This is a genomic window from Chitinophaga caeni, from assembly GCF_002557795.1.
Classification (GTDB): Bacteria; Bacteroidota; Bacteroidia; order Chitinophagales; family Chitinophagaceae; genus Chitinophaga; species Chitinophaga caeni.
The window spans coordinates 727,482-743,689 of sequence record NZ_CP023777.1 but is presented as its reverse complement, the minus strand read 5'-3'; the positions used below and the strand labels follow the sequence as shown (position 1 = coordinate 743,689).

General features: G+C 41.9%; 14 protein-coding genes. 3 read left to right on the top strand and 11 right to left on the bottom strand.

Going from position 1 to position 16,208, the window contains the following annotated elements; genetic code table 11:
- Nucleotides 1-96: 96 nt before the first annotated feature.
- Nucleotides 97-591, bottom strand: a complete 495-nt coding sequence (locus COR50_RS03025; RefSeq protein WP_157760599.1) for a lipocalin family protein — start codon at nucleotides 589-591, stop codon at nucleotides 97-99.
- 184 nt (nucleotides 592-775) lie between these two features.
- On the opposite strand from COR50_RS03025, the gene COR50_RS03020 reads away from it, so the two are divergent.
- Nucleotides 776-1,429: a helix-turn-helix domain-containing protein gene (locus COR50_RS03020; RefSeq protein ID WP_098192610.1), complete on the top strand. Its 654-nt coding sequence runs from the start codon at nucleotides 776-778 to the stop codon at nucleotides 1,427-1,429.
- 230 nt (nucleotides 1,430-1,659) lie between these two features.
- On the opposite strand, the gene COR50_RS03015 is transcribed toward COR50_RS03020, so the two are convergent.
- Nucleotides 1,660-2,892: an MFS transporter gene (locus COR50_RS03015; RefSeq protein ID WP_098192609.1), complete on the bottom strand. Its 1,233-nt coding sequence runs from the start codon at nucleotides 2,890-2,892 to the stop codon at nucleotides 1,660-1,662.
- Between the two features lie 21 nt (nucleotides 2,893-2,913).
- The gene (locus tag COR50_RS03010) at nucleotides 2,914-3,606 is read right to left on the bottom strand and encodes a FadR/GntR family transcriptional regulator (protein ID WP_098192608.1); all 693 of its coding nucleotides are present in this window, start codon (nucleotides 3,604-3,606) and stop codon (nucleotides 2,914-2,916) included.
- 120 nt (nucleotides 3,607-3,726) lie between these two features.
- Between COR50_RS03010 and COR50_RS03005 the strand changes: the two genes are divergently transcribed.
- Complete coding sequence (locus COR50_RS03005; RefSeq protein ID WP_098192607.1) at nucleotides 3,727-4,368, top strand: DUF4241 domain-containing protein; 642 nt, start codon at nucleotides 3,727-3,729, stop codon at nucleotides 4,366-4,368.
- A 53-nt stretch (nucleotides 4,369-4,421) separates the two neighbouring features.
- On the opposite strand, the gene COR50_RS03000 is transcribed toward COR50_RS03005, so the two are convergent.
- Nucleotides 4,422-6,800, bottom strand: a complete 2,379-nt coding sequence (locus tag COR50_RS03000; protein WP_098192606.1) for an ABC transporter permease — start codon at nucleotides 6,798-6,800, stop codon at nucleotides 4,422-4,424.
- A 559-nt stretch (nucleotides 6,801-7,359) separates the two neighbouring features.
- The gene (locus tag COR50_RS02990) at nucleotides 7,360-7,971 is read right to left on the bottom strand and encodes a hypothetical protein (RefSeq protein WP_098192604.1); all 612 of its coding nucleotides are present in this window, start codon (nucleotides 7,969-7,971) and stop codon (nucleotides 7,360-7,362) included.
- A gap of 549 nt (nucleotides 7,972-8,520) precedes the next feature.
- Between COR50_RS02990 and COR50_RS02985 the strand changes: the two genes are divergently transcribed.
- The gene (locus COR50_RS02985) at nucleotides 8,521-9,624 is read left to right on the top strand and encodes a glycoside hydrolase family 76 protein (protein ID WP_098192603.1); all 1,104 of its coding nucleotides are present in this window, start codon (nucleotides 8,521-8,523) and stop codon (nucleotides 9,622-9,624) included.
- A gap of 142 nt (nucleotides 9,625-9,766) precedes the next feature.
- Here COR50_RS02985 and COR50_RS02980 read toward each other — a convergent pair whose 3' ends face one another.
- The 6 genes from COR50_RS02980 to porV all read right to left on the bottom strand — a co-directional run bounded on the left by COR50_RS02980 (nucleotide 9,767) and on the right by porV (nucleotide 16,201).
- Nucleotides 9,767-11,179, bottom strand: a complete 1,413-nt coding sequence (locus COR50_RS02980) for a murein hydrolase activator EnvC family protein (protein WP_098192602.1) — start codon at nucleotides 11,177-11,179, stop codon at nucleotides 9,767-9,769.
- Between the two features lie 95 nt (nucleotides 11,180-11,274).
- On the bottom strand, nucleotides 11,275-12,114 hold the full coding sequence (locus COR50_RS02975) for a DUF4292 domain-containing protein (protein WP_098192601.1): 840 nt from the start codon (nucleotides 12,112-12,114) through the stop codon (nucleotides 11,275-11,277).
- 39 nt (nucleotides 12,115-12,153) lie between these two features.
- On the bottom strand, nucleotides 12,154-13,914 hold the full coding sequence (locus COR50_RS02970; RefSeq protein WP_098192600.1) for a tetratricopeptide repeat protein: 1,761 nt from the start codon (nucleotides 13,912-13,914) through the stop codon (nucleotides 12,154-12,156).
- Nucleotides 13,915-13,921: 7 nt separating this feature from the next.
- Nucleotides 13,922-14,365, bottom strand: coding sequence for a dUTP diphosphatase (gene dut / locus COR50_RS02965; RefSeq protein WP_198405765.1), 444 nt, complete (start codon nucleotides 14,363-14,365; stop codon nucleotides 13,922-13,924).
- Nucleotides 14,366-14,435: 70 nt separating this feature from the next.
- The gene (gene ispF, locus COR50_RS02960; protein ID WP_098192599.1) at nucleotides 14,436-14,918 is read right to left on the bottom strand and encodes a 2-C-methyl-D-erythritol 2,4-cyclodiphosphate synthase; all 483 of its coding nucleotides are present in this window, start codon (nucleotides 14,916-14,918) and stop codon (nucleotides 14,436-14,438) included.
- A 131-nt stretch (nucleotides 14,919-15,049) separates the two neighbouring features.
- Nucleotides 15,050-16,201 carry a type IX secretion system outer membrane channel protein PorV gene (porV, locus tag COR50_RS02955; protein ID WP_198405764.1) on the bottom strand — a complete coding sequence of 384 codons (1,152 nt, stop codon included), beginning with the start codon at nucleotides 16,199-16,201 and terminating at the stop codon, nucleotides 15,050-15,052.
- Nucleotides 16,202-16,208: the final 7 nt, after the last annotated feature.

Genomic DNA, 16,208 nt, shown 5'->3' with positions numbered 1-16,208 from the left:
TGCCATTAACAAGTTCAAACCGCTTATATTAAAATGATACAGCCAACCGTGGTAAAGCGGTTGGCTGCATTGAATAAGTTTGAATATATAATAAATTTATTGCCTAGATAAATTGTAGATAACGTAGGCAGTTTGACCACTTACATTCACCGGGGCCTTCCAAGTCATGCTGGTTTCGCTCATATTGGAAATCTCCATCCGGTAACCTTCAGTTACATTTTTGGCTTTTTCGCCTTCATATATTTCTTTGAACTGCAAGAATACCGCACCGTTTTGTACCTGGTTACTCCAAACGATTTTTTGAGTCATCGGGTTACAATCGGTGGCTGTAGAGCTGATAGCATAAGAGCCGTAATAATTTGGGGGGAAAGTCCAAACACTACCTTCCAAGCATTTGTAGGGGATGCCGCTAAAAACCGTGGTCACTTTCATGTTCTGGGGCATACCTTCGAAGCTAATGTTATTTACCACCCAGGTACCTTTTAAGCTCCTTTTCACACTACCAACAGAAGGACCCTGTGATGAAGCGCATGAGGCGAAGATGACCATTATTAAACCAAAAGCCATGGCGGCATTAAAGAATCTTTTCATACAAGTCATTGTTTACTTTTTCGATTTACTTGCAAATATCTAATAATCAGTTTAACAAAAAACTAGCCAAAGTAGTTGCGCGTAAAAAAAGATTGAGTTTTATATGCTCAATATGTGAGAAATAGTTTAATATTGCGAATTAAAAATGCACAAGTATTTGTTTTAATTATTAAAAATGTAAACTATGAACATCTTGCATCAACCCGGGCCATGGGTTCATGAGGGATTGTTGTTGCGCAAGTTGCTGAAAAAGAAAAATATGTCGGTAGTGGATTTTCGGAAACTGATGGGCTTTTCTTACCAGTCGGCGCAATATCACCTAAGGAAAGAGGCCATTAAAAGAAGTACCTTGGAAAAGTTCTTGGAGAAGCTGGAAACTGATCCGAATGAATTTTACGGCTTGCAACAGGGTGGAAAACCGGTACATTATCAATTTCATCATGGAAAGCGTTTATTGGAAATGTTGGATAAGATGGGTTTCAACAAAACCCGTTTTGCCAAAAGGCTCGGTGTTACCCGGCAAAAGATTTACGAACTGTTTCAAACTACTATTTTCGAGTCGGCCATGTTGCTGCAAATCTGCGATACACTTGGTATCAGTATGGATCACTTTGAGACACCGAATGAAATGGTTGCAGAACCCAATGTGGAAGCCCCTCCCAAGGAAGTTAATTACCGGGTCAAATACTACAGGGTCATGGAGAAGAAATATGAACTGGAAGAATTATGTGATTTGTTAACCGCAGAAAAAAATTCTTTACAGCAAGCTTTACAAACCCTGCAAGTTGCAAATAAATCATTGCAACAGGAACTCTCGCAACTCCGTAAGAAAAATTAAGAATGAAAATTGTTTGTTAGGCTAAGTAATTGTTCCCGGAAGGATCTTGGATAATCAACCTTCCAGTTTTCGGGGAATTAAAAGGATCGCGGGCATTTTATGGGAGCTGTTCCTGAAATTCGGGATTAGAATTTTGTGTTGATGTTTGAGGTTAAAAAGGTTTCGAACATCATTGTTCGAAACCTTTTTGAATGATCGTTAAGATCTCTGATGGATTATGAGTTTCGTAATCAACCCTTAACCTTATGCTTTTCTAAATTGGGAAGGAACATTGTAAGTAATCCCAGTAAGGGTAAATAAGAGCATACCTTGTAAACATACTCGATACTGGTTGCATCTGCCAGTTTACCAATTACCGCGGAACCGATTCCTCCCATTCCAAAGGCTAATCCGAAAAATAATCCTGCAATCATGCCGACTTTACCGGGGATCAACTCCTGTGCATATACCAGGATCGCTGAGAAGGCCGATGATAAAATGACGCCGATGCATACGCTAAGTACTACGGTCCAGCCTAAACTTGCGTAAGGTAAGAGTAATGTAAACGGGGCAACGCCGAGTATAGAAATCCAGATAACGTATTTACGGCCGATCTTGTCGCCTACCGGGCCGCCTATAAAGGTGCCGGCGGCAATCGCGAATAAGAATACGAATAGGTATACCTGTGCTGATTGTACCGATACGCCGAATTTATCGATCAGGTAAAAGGTGTAATAACTCGTCATACTGGCCATGTAGAAATATTTCGAAAATATCAGGAATAATAAGATTCCTATCGAAATAGCCACGGTCTTCCTGGGTAGATCGTTCCCGGTTTGCAAGCTTTTTACCTTCGGTTTCGGGCGCAAATGATGGATGTTTTGTTTGTACCATTTACTTATATAGAGCATTACCCCGATGGCTATCAAGGCTGCCGCGGAAAAGAATAAAACGGAAACCTGCCCTAGTGGAACGATGATCCAAGCTGCTAACAACGGTCCTAGGGAGCTTCCCGCGTTACCTCCCACTTGGAATAAAGATTGCGCCATCCCGTGACGTCCGCCGGATGACATATATGCCAAGCGAGAGGCTTCGGGGTGGAAAACGGAAGAGCCTACCCCTACCAGGGCAACGGATAATAGCACGAATGGGAAATTATGTGCAAAAGATAAACATACTATTCCCAGCAATGTAAAGCTCATCCCTATCGCTAATGAATAGGGTTGCGGGTGCTTGTCCGTATATAAACCCACGACCGGTTGTAGGATCGAAGCAGTAAGCTGGTAAGTTAGGGTGATTAACCCTACCTGGGTAAATGACAATTGCAGGGAATCTTTCAGTATCGGGTAAATCGAAGGGATCAACGATTGGATAGTATCGTTCAATAAGTGGGTGAAACTAAGCATGATAAGGATAGAAAAAACGGTTTGCTTGGCCGCTTCTTGGGCCGCTACCTTTTGATCCTCCTGTAATGTTGTTTGCATGGTTCAGTACGGTTTAAATCATTAGTGTTCTATGTTGTTACGAAATTTATATTCTTGCATATGGCCGGTAATTTCCCTGGCACAATGCCAAGCTCTTTCCTGGTCTTGGGCAATGATGGCATCTAGTAAGGCTTGGTGCAATTGCTGGGTTTCTAAGAAAGTCGATGTATCGTGGTACAGATCCGTGAAGTTTTGTTGGATATGTTGCGCGATTGTACGGTATAGTTCCAAGGTGATAGCATTTTTTGCGGCGACCGCGATCGCGCTATGGAATTGAATATCTGCCGAAATACAGGCTTGAACCTCGCCGGCCTGGGCAAACTCCCAACGGCGTTGCAAGGCTTCCTGCATCTGGAGAATATCCTTGGGGGATCTTTCCTTGGCCGCTTTTTCCGCGATCTTTACTTCCAGCCATTGGCGCACTTCCACTAAATCTTGCAGTGCAGCGAGTTGCAAGCGTTTCGATAGGTCGTTTGGCGCCGTATTCGTTTTTACATAAGTGCCGCTACCTTGTTTTACGATGATATAACCAGTATTTACCAAGATCCTGATCGCCTCGCGGATGGAAGAGCGACCGACGCCGAAAAGATCCATCAGTTCCGGTTCGGTAGGTAGTTTTTCTCCTACCAGGTATTTCCCCGAAATGATTCTTTCCTGCAATTTTTGGGCGATCGTCTCGGCCAACGAGGCCTTATTTAAGGGTGAATATTCCATTCGTCATATCATCTGATGAATTGCAAAGATAGTCTTTTTTATAAATCCCGGGGGCATTTCTAAAAGATTCCCCGGTAACTCGTCCTTGCTTTCCTTACATTTGTTTAATAATGATATGATATGGATACCGTAAAATACCCGGTTTACTTGGAAGAAGCTTTTTCGGGGAGCTTTACTTACACGGATGAAGAGGATGATTTGTATAATTTCTATTTGCATACGGTAGGTAATATCCACGTATTTGACGGCAAGATTATCGCTTGTGATGCTTTAACACTAGAGGCTGATGAAGCTTTTACGATTACTTTTCCCAAGGGGGAATTCCCTGTAGAATTGGCTATTGCCAAGGTTTCTGATGATGAAAGGGTAGGGTTTGCCCGTATTAAATTCAATGAACAATCGCCGGTACGCTGGGAATATGCCTTGGTTGAAGGGCAAGATCCTGAAAGCATCGAGAACGGTATTATTTTCGGCTATCCTGTTGACTCGGGTGTTGGCAGTTTCATGGACACCTCCGGTCATGAAGCATTTGCCAATTTTTACGAAAATGATCCTACAGCTTTGGATACAATCAGCGATTTATTGGATAAAAACTACGCCGATACCCGTTCATGGGCCGTATGGAACAACAAGAATAATAACGTGATTTATTTCACTACTGGTTGGGGCGATGGCACTTACCAATCCTATGTCGGTTTTGATAAGGATGATAAAATATGCCGTTTAGTGACCGACTTCGGGCTGTTGGATTGGCCGGAATAGTAATCCCGGTCCGTATTTCCCGTATCGCCTAAAGAATTAATACTTCTATAATTTTATTGCGTGCGTAAACTTTTGGCAGGATTTGCTTTAGCGCTTTTAACAGCCTGGAAACCGATTGTTACGAATGCAATTATACCTGCCAAGAATCCGGATAATACAAATAGCCACCAATGGATTTTTACATGGTAAGCAAAATTTAATAGCCATGAAAACCCGCCCCACCATGCCAATGGAATTGCGATTAAAGCAGCAATGAGTACAAGTTTCAAAAAGTCTATAGACATCATCCATACGATTTGATAAGTGGTAGCGCCCAAAACTTTTCTCACGCCGATTTCTTTTGTTCGCTGTTCAGCCATAAAGGCAGCTAACCCGAACAGCCCTAAGCATGCAATGAAAACGGCTAAAAAAGTGAAAGTAAGTAATACGGATCCCTGTTGCTGTTCTTTCTTATAATGTGCCGCAAAATTTTCATTTACAAAATGCACATCCAAAGGATAAGAATCAAATTTCTTATAAACTGATTTAATATAATCAATAGCTTCCGTGGCATGCCCGGCTTCAAATTTCACGAATATATTATCCTCCATTTCCCTCGACATGGGCAGCTTCAGCGCTAATGGAATAATGCTATGTTGTAAAGAGTAAACATGGAAATCCTTTATCACCCCGGTGATCTGCCGCTGGGTCAGTGTTCCCTTAGAATCAGTTTGGTAACGGATAATTTTACCGACCGGGTCTTTGATGCCTAATTTTTTGGCAAAGGTTTCATTGATGATAATGCCATGTTCAAGATCGCCGGATTGCAGGTCGAAGTTTCTGCCCTTCAACAACTGTATATCCAGCGTTTGAAGGAAATTTTCATCTACATATAAATCATTCGCTATGATATTTGGAGAATAACTACCATCATCCAGTTGCCCCGAATAACCCATGCTGCCAAGGAAGTTGGTACCGATAGCATTGCTGGATGCAGCCACGGATTTTATAAAAGAAGCCTTGGCTAATTCGGTCTTCAATGCATCGATATTTTTCCGTACCTGCATACTTTGAATGTGGAAAACCAAGCTGCTTTCCTTGTTAAATCCCAGGTTAGTTTTATTAACATAACGCATTTGTAGCGCTACTATAGCCGAAATTGTAATTAGGATTATTGCTGTTGAAAATTGAAATACTACCAAGCTCTTACGGGTATAAGAAGAATAACTTTTGAACTTAGATATTTCTTGCAAAGCGCGTATCGCCTTTGTTTTGGCAAGTAAGAGCGCCGGGAATATGCCCGCGGTAGCGCCGACTACAACAATGAAGCCAAGCACGGCTAGCGCCAGCTTGTTGGTGGCAATATCATCTAGCCTTATGTTTTTTCCAGTTAACTGGTTAAAAGACGGCAGTACAAAATAGAGCGAAGCAATAGCCAATAAAGCGGCAAATGTTGTTACCATAAAAGATTCCAACAAAAACATTTGTGTTAATTGTAAGCTTCCTGAGCCCAGCGATTTCCTTACTCCTATTTCCTTCATCCTTACGCCTGCTTTCGCGGTGCTGATATTGATATAATTGATACATGCAATGATCAATATTAAGAATGCTATAAAGGAAAAAATATAGATCGTTTTAAAATTCCCGTTAGCGCTTAATTCATAATCCAAATGTGAATTTAAATGTATGGACGTGATCGGTTGCAGCTCGAACCGGAATGAATTTACTTCCATCTTGCCAGCTAAATACTTAGGGTAAAAACTGCTCAACTGGTTTTCAAGATGTGAACCTTCATGTAGCAATAGGTAGGTATAAATATCAAAGTATAGCCAACTGTTTGGATCATTAGTAACCGGCCAGGACCTTAGGGCTTTGAACTTCAAGTGGCTTTGCTCCGGAATGTCTTTCATAACACCGGTCACCGTTAGTTCTTGTTCATCTATTTGCAAGGTTTGATCAATGGCATGGCCGGCATTCCCGAAAAGTTGTACAGCTAATGATTCTGTAAGAACAATAGTGTTGGGTCGTGACAAAGCTGTAGCTGGATTACCATATAACAAGGGGTAGTCGAAAACCTTGAACACGCTGGAGTCTGTAAAATAAATACCATCTATGGGCACCTGGTTTTCATCAACTTTCACTATGCCTCCTCCCTCGGTTGAAAAACGGGTTGTATTTTCAACTTCGGGATAGTCTTGCATGATTGCCCCTGCAAATGGTGCTGAAGTTGTAGCAAGGTGCAGGGCTCCTTTAGGCCAAGATTGATGACTTACCAATCGGAAGATCCTGTCGGCTTTGGGATAAAATTTATCATACTTTAATTCATCATAAATATACAGGCATATACACCAACAAGCTACTAATCCAATCGTTAACCCCGCGAGATTTACAATACTATACAAACGTTGTATACGAAGTTTACGCCAAGTGATAGAAAGGTATTGTTTCCACATACTGATATTATTGAATGAATATGACTACCCAGTTATGTTTTAAAAAAGTATACCAAAATATTTCTATATTGATTTTCAATTAATTATAATATGGTTGGCTCAAAATATGTCCGGAAATGAACCGGGTATTGTTCATTATAGTACGAAATGCATTGACAAAATAATAGATAATATTAAGAATTCCGTATATAAAAAATGGCCACCGTAAGGCGACCATATAAAGATATTTTATCATTATTGTCGGACTAAATTTTAACCGGGGAGCAATTTGATCCCTCAATAGTTCGATTCAATGTTCATCTGCTCGTTTCTTGTACTTTTTTGCTTGTCCAAAAAAAGTACAAATAAAGGGCACAAATTGGCCATCACGGCCACCAATTTGATCGCTCGATCTAGCTTTTGTACTACTGTATGGCCAAGCTGCTGTTCGCTATCAACGGTGGGGTTCCAGGGTTCTCTTGGCGGGGGTGAATATATCATCCTTCGCTTATATCCTTGACCAGGTAAGGAATTCAAGTAAATTTAAAGCATTTTTAGCCGGGCAACAATTAAAAAAAAGTTAGTTAAGGTACCCGCTTAGCGTGATCGTAGTTTGATTATTAATTAAATTAAAATCGATCCCTTCGCAAACAACATTTTCTTCCCAGGAGTCATTCGCTTTTAAGTCATAATGCAGCCATTGGCCGGGTGTACTTTGAGAAAGGTCATATTCTCCCTGTGCAATGGCATTTCCAAATGCGGCTTCCAATCCGTTATCGAAAAAATTTTCGGCAACCCATTTCGCTTTTGTAAGCAGGAAGGTGGTATCGACAAATTTGTCGGGAGATGTGATATAGCTTGCACGGTATTGATAATGATCGCAACCCCCTATATGTAATTGCAAGGTATCGGTAGCATTGATGGCCACGGTTGCGACCTTGTCATCTTGATCCCAATGAATTTTCCATCCTTCGTCGTAGGTTAGGAGTTTCACCGTAGTAGGTTGATAGCTGCTCGTATCAAAACTACAATCCTGGTAAACAGCCGATGTATTGAGGGTGTCGGCATCTTCAACATGGTCAACATGATCTTGATCGTTTTGCTTTGCGGGATTATTCCGGCAATTGGAAAAAGTAAAACCCAAGGTAATAAAGCCCGCGAAGGCAATTAGTTTAAGATGTTTCGTTAGCATAGGAAAACAAATAATGCGTGTGATTCTCTAAATTTCTCTGCTGCAAATGTACTGGCTTATGATTGAAATTAATTCAAAATATTATGATTGATTCCCTGTTGCCATAGATACAATTTATCATAATTCTTCATTGTTGTCCGACTAAATTTTCAATGTGGAAGAACCACGATCCCCGTTAAAGGTTCGACTCAATGCCCGACTGCCCCTTTTTTGTACTTTTTTGCTTGCCCAAAAAAGTACAAAAAAGGGCACAAATTGGCCATTACGGCCGCCAATTAGATCGCCCGAAGGAGCTTTTGTACTACTGTATCACCAGGCTTTCGTTCGCTATCAACAGAGCGGAGCATTCTTGTTTTCTTGGGGGGAGCTACCCTGTATGTAGAACATATCACCCTTAGCTGGTATTCCATAACTGGCAAGGAATACAGCAAAGCATGAATCAATTTTAACCGGACAACAATGATAATTCTTTAAATTTTATTAATATGAATTTTTATATTAAGGGCTACTTGTCAACAGGATTCTTTCCTCCAAATTAAAATAGCGCTTATGAACTTATTCGTACAGTTTTTTTTCACAATGGCCATATTTTTTGCTGGAAAACGGCAGCCCGGGGAGTTACCCGGCAATAAAGAAAATTGGACTAAAAATGCGGATGCCGCGTATCAATCGCTGATTCAAAATTTTTATAACACCGGGGGACACTATTTTAATGAAAACAATAGCGGTGGTAAAAAATTTCATTACTGGAGGAATGCACATGCCCTGGATGTGTTGACGGACGTTTATATCCGCACCAAAAAGAAGTCCGTGAAAAAATATATGGATGAACTGGTTTCCGGGATGTATATTCAAAATGGAAATTCTTATATCATAGATTATTATGATGATATGGAATGGATGGCATTGGCTTGCATCCGTGCATTTGAAGCTACCGGGGATAAAAAATACAAGGATATAGCCGATTTATTGTGGATTGATATCAAGACCGGTTGGGATGATACTTGGGGTGGAGGATTTTTTTGGAATAAGGAAAGGAAAAATAAAAATACCCCTGCAAATGCTCCCGCCTGTATAATCGCAGCCAGGTTATACCAGCTTGATCATAATCCTGCTGAACTGGCTTGGGCAAAAAAAATATACCGGTGGCAAAAGGATCAATTAGTAGATCCCGCAACCGGCTTGGTTTGGGATGGGTTGGATGCCGGGGGAACCAATAAGGATTGGAAGTTTACTTATAACCAGGGCGTATTTATCGGCTCCGGTGTTGAACTGTATAAAATTACCGGGGATGAGGGATATATAAAGGATGCGCTGAAAACGGCCCACCATTCTTTATCTGCCGATATCACAAAAAATGGCATACTAAAAGACGAAGGTGGCGGTGATGGTGGATTATTTAAAGGAATATTGGTGAGGAACCTGGTCTTATTAATCAAGGATGGAAATATCGCTGAAGCCGACATGAAATTATTTGGAGGTTTCTTGTTACATAATGCCCTTGTACTTTGGTTGCAAGGCACATCGCAGCCGGGAGTCATATTCGGCGCAAATTGGTCTAAAAAGGTAACGAATACAGACACTAGCACCCAGCTTAGCGGCGAAATGTTGTTAGAAGCAATCGTTAGTTTGGGGAACATGGAACGGCTTTAAAGATATAAACATTCCATCGCAGTCTGCGGTAAGTTCCAGGCTCGGAACCAGCTACAACCCCGGAAAACAAGCCGGGGTTGTGCATTCATAGCAAAATTATAATGAATTTATTGAGTTTTGTATCTTAAATACTACGCCCGGATTATTTAGGTAAAATCCAAGGTTGGGGATTTTGTAAATTGATATCCCTCCAAACCTGGAACTCTATTTCCCCGGTATTATCTTCGTTTGTCAAGGCCGTGCCGAGGATGGTTCCCGTGGTAACCTTATCGCCTTTCTTAACGCGGAGCGATTGTAAGTGAACGTAGTTAGTGAAATATTTCCCGTGATTGATCAATACCGCGAAACCTACACCGGCAGCGGAATACACGTTTACGACAACACCGTTGAACACAGCTCTTACCGGCTCGTTTTTAGGAGTTGCTATAATCAATCCATCATTATTCATCCAGATAGTTTCAATAACAGGGTGGCGGTGTCTACCGAAGAAGCCTGTAATCACTCCATTAGCAACAGGCCATGGAAGTTTCCCTTTATTCGCTTCAAAGTTTTCAGACAGCGCTAATGCTTCAGGTGTAGCTTCTAATACGTTAATGCTCCTCGTGGGTTTATCATCGTCTACAGGTTTTTCCGGTGCGGCTTCTTTGGCAGGGGGATTGGCAGCCACGGTGGTATTATTGGCCTCGTTCGATTTATTATCAGCAGCTTTCTGGGCTGCCAGTTTTTTAGCTGCTTCTTCTTTGCGTTTTCTTTCTGCTTCCGCAGCTTTCTTCCTGGCAAGTTCTTCCGCGGCGGCTTTTTTCCTGGCCTCTTCAATTTCCCGGCGGATCACGGCCCTTACGGCGGCCTGAACTTTGGCCGCATCTTTTTTCTTTTTATTAAGGTCTGCCGTTAATTCTTTTTCCCTGGCTTTAAGTTTATTGAAAACAACGTCTTTCTCTTCTTTATCTTTTTCTAATGTATTCCTTTGTTCCTGCTCCGTTTTAAGTGTAAGGGAACGCTTATCCTTCTGATTTTTGAGATTTTCGATTTTTGTTTGCAATTGCTCCTGGGTTTCAACGATAGTCCCGGCCTGCCTACGGCGATATTCACGGTATTGGCGCAGGTATTCATACCTTTTCACGGCATCGTTAAAGCTTTCAGCACTGAAAACAAAGTTGAGCATCGCGTAAGAGCTCCTGTTTTTATAAGCATACACGATGAGGTCGGCATATTGTTTTTTCAATGTATCGAGATCTCTTTCAAGGGTTTTGATATCTCTTTGTGCCTTGTTGATATCCCCGTTGATAAAGTTGATTTCAGAGTTGATATTGTTTATTAGCTTGGATCTCAGCTCGATTTTATTTTTTAATACGCGGAGTTGCGCCAGGCTTTCCCTGGAAGATTTTTTAGTGTTTTTTAGCGCTTTGCTAGCTTCTTCTATTTCCAGTTGCAATTCGCGTTTCCGTTTTTCCAATTCTTCCCTTGACTGCTGGGTATTTTGAGCATAAATAGCGCCTCCCGAGCTAATGATCAGGATGAAAAGAATGGTAATCCACTTATTGAATTGCGTCATGGTATATATAAAGCCTGTTTTAGTTCAATATTATTAAAGATACAATCTAAATTATAACATTAAACGCTGTGATGCTAAATAGATTGTTAATACAACTATCCTTGTTTGAATTTATTCCTCGGAAAGTTAAAGCTTGTAGTCACCTTTTCCTTGTTCAACTCCACGCGTACGAAATTCAACGCTACTTTCACAAGGTGCTTGTCTTCAACGAAGACGCGCCTCGTAAATGGCAATTGGTAACCATCTACTTCTTTATAGTTGCCGTATGTGAGCTCGCAGGAACGCTCCGTGCCCAGGCTGTCGGTGCTGGTAACACGGCTCTGTTGCAAACCGTAATCATCGGCATAAACGTTAAAAAGGCTATTGAAGCCATTTTGAACACTATTGAAAGAGATCAGGGAGCTGGTTGTCACTATCTTGGTAATAGAATCGGATAAGAATACAGGATTCCCTACAAGTAAATCCTGGATCGTGCCGAAATCGAAAGGAATACCTAGTACATCTTGCGCATTCTCCATATCCCTCAAATACATCACCTTATGATACCTGTCAACCGCTTGCAGGCTGTCGGGTGTAATTTTAAGGCGGGCTACTTCCCCGAATATGCTGACGTTTACCGACATCCAGATTAGGCTGTCCTTGATAATATTAATATCCACGGTAAGGTTATTCATAGATTCACCTTTATCCGTTTGATAGTCCGCTTTGAGTTTTGCTGAATAAGTTTTGAAGTCGATGGCACGGCTACGGATCTTGGAGAGAATTGCTTGCGCTAATTCGGGATCTACCCATGCGCTATCGCCCGGTTTCAAGCCGGTTGAGTCTTTTGTTGGGAATCCCGTATCAGACCTGGATATTTTTTTGGATGATCGGCATGAAACAATCATCAAGCTTGCCATTGCTACGAAAAATAGTAATACTACGTTCTGCTTCATTTTCAATTATAAAATTCTCTGTCGGTATAGTGCTGTTGTTTATTCTTTTCCCAGGAAAGTAGAGGGGTGAATGTATCTTTTCTCCGCTATTTTCCTGGCAAGACCTTGAGAGTTGGCTCCCTTGGATTTCGCTAACTGCCAATATTCCACGGCCTTCTCGACTTCTTTTAAATTATACAGTATATCCCCGTAATGTTCTAATACATCTGGATCTTGTTGTGCATCCGGATGTAGTAATGCTTTTTCAATCCATGTTCTCGCTTCGCTGAATTTTCCCTGCCTAAACAATATCCATGCATATGTATCTTGATATACCGGGCTGTCCGGTTGTAATTCTAAACTTTGCCTTGATAGTTTGGCCGCCTTTTCAAGGTTCTCCCCCCGCAAGGATAAATAATAACTATAATTATTCATGACGAGGTGATCCCTTGGCCGTATGTTCAGCACCAATTCATAACAAGAATCGGATTTGACATTTTGCCCGGTAGCATGGTAGATATCTCCTAGCAAGCTGTAAACATCTGCCTTCAAACGACTTTCCACGTTGGATAAGCCCACGGACCGGTTCAATACTTGGGCGGCTGTGCCATAGTCCTGCTTGAAATAATTAGCTAATCCATTGAAATAATAACCCATAAATTCCGAAGGGAATAATTTCATCACCTGGCTACTTGTTAATAGCAAGGAGTCTGGATTGTCTTTCTTGGAATAGAGGTACATCAACTGGTACCACACCGGGAACTTGGTACTATCTAATGCTACGGCATGGTTGTATGCTGCAATAGCGTTTTCATCCATCGCCGCTTGCGTATAAATATCTCCCAGCAAGGCATATGCCTTAGCTTCCCCGGGATGTGTCCTGGCCACTAATTCCGCCAATAAGATCCCTTCGTGTAACTTCACCGTATCCTGCGTACCCATTTGTAAATATGGGTATACATAGGCTACTTTTTCATCGATATTATAATCGGGACTTAGGAAGGCACATTGCAGGTAATCCCAAAACAGGTAATGTTTCCCTTCGCGTTCTGCCATCTTGGCGAGGGCAATTAATGCCCTGGGATTGTAAGCATCCCTATCCAATACCATGTTATAATATTCCCTGGCTTCAGTATGATAGTTATTAGCTTCATACACTTCAGCCAGGAGTATATAATATCTTAATTCGAGTGGATTGCTATCAATTAATTTTTTGATTTCCTTGGTAGCATTGCCAACATCATTGACCCGGAGATACAATTTTTGCTTTTGCATAATGATCTCTTCCACGACGCCTACTTTCTTTTCGAGTGTATCGTAAACGGCAATAGCTTCCCTGGGTTTGTTGGCCTGCGCCAAAAAGATCGCTTTATTGAATAAGTAGTCCTCGTTATTCTCGTAGTTCTTACTCAGGTAATCAAATACCACGGCTGCGCTATCGTACATCTCATTCAGTACATACGCATCCGCCAATGTATTTTGGAACCAGCGGTTTTCCGGTTCCATCTTTACGGCCACCCTCGCGAAGCTAAGTGCTACCACCGGGTTTTTTATTTCCACCAAGAGCCTGGCTAACTCGTAATAAACGGTAGGATTATAACGATCCAGCTTCAGGTAATCAGAATATTGGGTAATGGCAGTCCTGTAATCGCCCAGCATCTTGGAACGTTGGGCGGCAAAAAACAAGCTATCAGCCCTTTGCGTAAGCACCGAAGGATCTTTAACCTGGTATGGTTGCACGGTAGCGGTAGGCACCTGGTTGGTTTTACAAGCAATCAGGCCCATGGCTATGGTTAATATTAAGATGGTGGTGCTACGCATGAATAAATTATGATTTCCCGGTATGGCCGAAGCCCCCGGTTCCCCTGGCAGTTTCGGAAAGTACGGTCACCCTTTCAATATCTGCCTGGATAAAAGGTGCGATAATCATCTGTGCTATCCTGTCGCCGGGTTGTATCGTTTGCGGTTCTTTGGACAAGTTTATCATGATGATCTTTACTTCACCCCTATAATCAGCATCAATCGTGCCGGGAGTATTTAACAAGGTTAATCCTTGCTTGATGGCCAAACCGCTTCTCGGGCGGATCTGCGCTTCATATCCCGAAGGTATCTCCATGAATAAGCCGGTAGGTACCAGCGTTCTTTCCATGGATTGCAAGATGATAGGCTTATCTAAATGTGCTCTTAAATCCATGCCGGCAGCCTCCGCGGTGGCATATTCCGGCATAGGGTTATTTGATTCGTTGATGATTTTCAGCGTAATTCCAGACATGGAAACAAAGATACTTTTGAAAGTTGAGAATGAATAAATTATCCTGTCAATGTTTTGATAAAATGTGGGTTCAGACTTTTTCTAAAAGCACGTTTGCGTATGCAACTACGCCTTCTTCCCGGCCCACGAAGCCCAATTTTTCGGTAGTGGTTGCCTTAATTGAAACTTCCCCGGTAGTCAGCTTGGTAAATTGTGCAATAATTGCCTGCATTTCAGGAACATAAGGCTTGATCTTTGGCGCCTGCAAACAGAGGGTGGCATCGATATTTACAACTTGGTACCCCTTGGCTTCAATGAGCGCCATCGTTTTTTGCAACAAGATTTTACTGTCGATATCTTTGAATGCCATATCCGTATCCGGAAAATGGGTGCCGATATCGCCTAGGGCCGCTGCTCCCAGCATGGCATCACAAATGGCATGTAATAAAACATCAGCATCGCTGTGCCCTAAAGCGCCCCTATCGTGCGGGATCAAGATGCCGCCTAACCAAAACTCCCTACCTTCAACCAATTGGTGAAAATCTACGCCGAGGCCAATCCTTAATTTACTCATGGTGTCAATACTAATTTTTCTAAGACAATACCCAAACTTACAGTTTATAGGGCAACAAGTAAAATATAAATCCTCCCTACTTTCTCAAGCGGGAGGATTTTATACAAAGAATTTTATTATCTAAATTGCTATTATTGGTCGTTATTACCGAGATCAAAAGTGAGGGTAAAGCGCAAGGTATTGGATAAAGGATTCCTTTGCGTTCCTCCACCCGTGGGCACCAGGTAAGAAAAGTTCAAACCGAAGATATCATATTTAACCCCTAGGCCGGTGGTAAAATATTTACGGTTACCCTTCGTGGCATGTTCATTATAATAACCACCCCTTACTGCAAACATATCATTATACCAATATTCCGCTCCGAAGGAAAACATCAATTCATGTAATTCTTCCGAGAAGGAAGCATCACCGAAAGAAGAAAACATACCTTCTAATACTGATTTGTCTAAATAACTACGGCTGGAATCAGGTGTCGGTACCAATAATTTGTTGACATCGAAAGCTCCCGTGATTTTATTCAAATCATCAATCTGATAAGTATAAGCTACGCCTACGCCGAGATTTGTCGGGATAAAGTCTTTCTGAAGAGCCGATTGCGTGTAAGATATTTTAGTGCCGATATTCGTAATGGCAGCACCGAAGTTGAACCTGTTATAATATCCATCTTCCCTTTCAAAATCCTTCGTGTAGAAGGTAGAAATATCGACCGCGAAAGATTTACCCGGGCGGATTGTTTGCCCACTGGAATTTTGCCCGCTGGCAAGGTTGGAGTAAATATAACGGGCTGTTAAACCGATCGACCAATTATCTGATAATTTCCTGGCGTACCCGGCATCTAAAGCAAATTCACGCGGGCGGTATTCCCCGGTAGATTGCCCGGTAATATCCGTAAAGTTGATATTACCCAACGAAAAATATCGAAGCGATCCACCGATAGCTTGGTACTCGTCCAGTTGTGTATACCCGCTCAAGGTTGCCAGGAACACATCGTCCACTAATTCTTTCAACCAAGGGGTATATGTTACGGAAACCCCTGCTTTTTTGGTGGCAAAAGGAAGCTTGGATAGGTTCCAGTAAACAGAATTGGCATCAGGGGAAATAGCAACCCCGACATCCCCCATGGCGCCGCTACGGGCATCTGGGGATATACGGAGAAAAGGAACGGCCGTATTGATAGTATTTACCCTGCCATCCACATCACCTGAACCGATCTGGCCATAAGTGCTCTTTCCCAGCGAAATGACCAAAATACATATCACAGCCATTGAAATCCTACGAAACATGCAAAAT

Excerpts from the sequence above, each read along its gene's own strand:
- COR50_RS03020 (WP_098192610.1), top strand. The coding sequence starts at position 776 with ATGAACATCTTGCATCAACCCGGGCCATGGGTTCATGAGGGATTGTTG.
- dut (WP_198405765.1), bottom strand. The coding sequence starts at position 14,365 with ATGTCTGGAATTACGCTGAAAATCATCAACGAATCAAATAACCCTATG.
- COR50_RS03005 (WP_098192607.1), top strand. The coding sequence starts at position 3,727 with ATGGATACCGTAAAATACCCGGTTTACTTGGAAGAAGCTTTTTCGGGG.
- porV (WP_198405764.1), bottom strand. The coding sequence starts at position 16,201 with ATGTTTCGTAGGATTTCAATGGCTGTGATATGTATTTTGGTCATTTCG.
- COR50_RS02975 (WP_098192601.1), bottom strand. The coding sequence starts at position 12,114 with ATGAAGCAGAACGTAGTATTACTATTTTTCGTAGCAATGGCAAGCTTG.
- ispF (WP_098192599.1), bottom strand. The coding sequence starts at position 14,918 with ATGAGTAAATTAAGGATTGGCCTCGGCGTAGATTTTCACCAATTGGTT.
- COR50_RS03000 (WP_098192606.1), bottom strand. The coding sequence starts at position 6,800 with ATGTGGAAACAATACCTTTCTATCACTTGGCGTAAACTTCGTATACAA.
- COR50_RS02980 (WP_098192602.1), bottom strand. The coding sequence starts at position 11,179 with ATGACGCAATTCAATAAGTGGATTACCATTCTTTTCATCCTGATCATT.
- COR50_RS03025 (WP_157760599.1), bottom strand. The coding sequence starts at position 591 with ATGAAAAGATTCTTTAATGCCGCCATGGCTTTTGGTTTAATAATGGTC.
- COR50_RS02990 (WP_098192604.1), bottom strand. The coding sequence starts at position 7,971 with ATGCTAACGAAACATCTTAAACTAATTGCCTTCGCGGGCTTTATTACC.
- COR50_RS03010 (WP_098192608.1), bottom strand. The coding sequence starts at position 3,606 with ATGGAATATTCACCCTTAAATAAGGCCTCGTTGGCCGAGACGATCGCC.
- COR50_RS02985 (WP_098192603.1), top strand. The coding sequence starts at position 8,521 with ATGAACTTATTCGTACAGTTTTTTTTCACAATGGCCATATTTTTTGCT.
- COR50_RS03015 (WP_098192609.1), bottom strand. The coding sequence starts at position 2,892 with ATGCAAACAACATTACAGGAGGATCAAAAGGTAGCGGCCCAAGAAGCG.
- COR50_RS02970 (WP_098192600.1), bottom strand. The coding sequence starts at position 13,914 with ATGCGTAGCACCACCATCTTAATATTAACCATAGCCATGGGCCTGATT.